This window comes from Geminocystis sp. CENA526 (assembly GCF_050753365.1).
In the GTDB taxonomy this organism is placed as follows: Bacteria; Cyanobacteriota; Cyanobacteriia; order Cyanobacteriales; family Cyanobacteriaceae; genus Geminocystis.
The window spans coordinates 1-1319 of record NZ_JBLZFY010000284.1 but is presented as its reverse complement, the minus strand read 5'-3'; the positions used below and the strand labels follow the sequence as shown (position 1 = coordinate 1319).

Here is a 1319-nt window from a genome sequence, read left to right as displayed (position 1 = left end):
GGCGATGGACTTGGTGGAGTTAGTTTATCAGGTTTCGAGGGAGTTTCCGAAGGAGGAGCTTTACGGGCTGACGAATCAAGTAAGACGGGCAGTAGTTTCGATTCCGTCAAACATAGCGGAGGGGCAAAGTCGCCAATCAACGGCGGAATTCAAACGTTTTCTGTCGATCGCACAGGGTTCGAGGGCAGAAGTGGAAACTCAAATAATGATAGCTCAAAGACTGGGTTATCTCAAGAAGGAACAGACAACCTCAATTCTCAATCTGTCGGAGGAAATCAAACGAATGATTTACGCTCTAACAGCCAAACTAAACTAACTTCCCACTCTCCACTTCCCACTTCCTACTTAAAAATCACTAAGCCTGAAGAGTTAAAAATCCTAGATCCCGCCTGTGGTAGTGGACATATTCTCGTTTATGCTTTTGACTTACTCTATGCCATTTATGAGGAGGAAGGTTATCAACCGTCAGAAATTCCGAGCCTGATTTTAACCCATAATCTCTATGGTATTGAAATTGATCCACGGGCAGGGGCATTATCAGCTTTTGCTTTAACTATGAAGGCACGGGCAAAATATCGCCGATTTTTGCGTAAGCCTGTGCAACCAAATATTTGTGTTTTGGAGAATGTTAAGTTTGGAGTGGGAAGTGCGAAGGGAGTAGGAAGTGGGAAGTGGCAAGTGGGAAGTAAGAAGGGTGAGATTGAGGAGTTACCTTTGATTAATGCTATTAACTCTCATTCATCAAGCAAGAATGATCCCTCCCAACCCCCCTTAATAAGTGAGGAGTCGAAGACGGGGGTGTCCTCAATGAAAGGGGAGATTGAGGAATATATGGATTATGTGGGGAGAGATTTATTTACTGTTAGTCTTCAAGAGACTTTACGGCAGTTTGAGGAGGTGGATAATTTTGGCTCGTTGATACGCCCTCAAGTTACGGATGTGGATTCTATTAGAGCTAGACTTGAGCAGGTTGATGTGGCAGGAAATTTATTGTTATATCATACCCATGAAAAGGTGTTGAAGGTTTTACGACAGGCGGAATTTTTAAGCCCCCGTTATCATGTAGTTATCGCTAATCCTCCTTACATGGGCGGTAAGGGCATGAATCCTCGTCTCTCGGCATGGGTAAAGGATAATTACCCTGATAGTAAGTCTGATTTGTTTGCTATGTTTATTGAGCGAAATCGGGAGTTATCTGTAAAAAATGGGTATTCCGCTATGATAACGATGCAAAGTTGGATGTTTTTATCTTCTTTTGAAAATCTACGCTCAAATTTACTTAATAAAACGACTATTTTATCAATGGCTCATTTAGGGGC

2 protein-coding genes are annotated in these 1319 nt (G+C 42.5%); both read left to right on the top strand.

What is annotated here, in order from left to right; translation table 11 throughout:
• The first annotated feature begins 4 nt into the window (after window positions 1–4).
• Window positions 5–316 carry a four helix bundle protein gene (locus ACN4EE_RS23415; protein WP_431708915.1) on the top strand — a complete coding sequence of 104 codons (312 nt, stop codon included), beginning with the start codon at window positions 5–7 and terminating at the stop codon, window positions 314–316.
• A gap of 35 nt (window positions 317–351) precedes the next feature.
• On the top strand, window positions 352–1319 hold a 968-nt coding region (locus ACN4EE_RS23410), incomplete at its 3' end, for an Eco57I restriction-modification methylase domain-containing protein (RefSeq protein ID WP_431708914.1).

What these genes read in the sequence shown, in the direction of transcription:
- ACN4EE_RS23415 (WP_431708915.1), top strand. Translation starts at nt 5, where the DNA reads ATGGACTTGGTGGAGTTAGTTTATCAGGTTTCGAGGGAGTTTCCGAAG.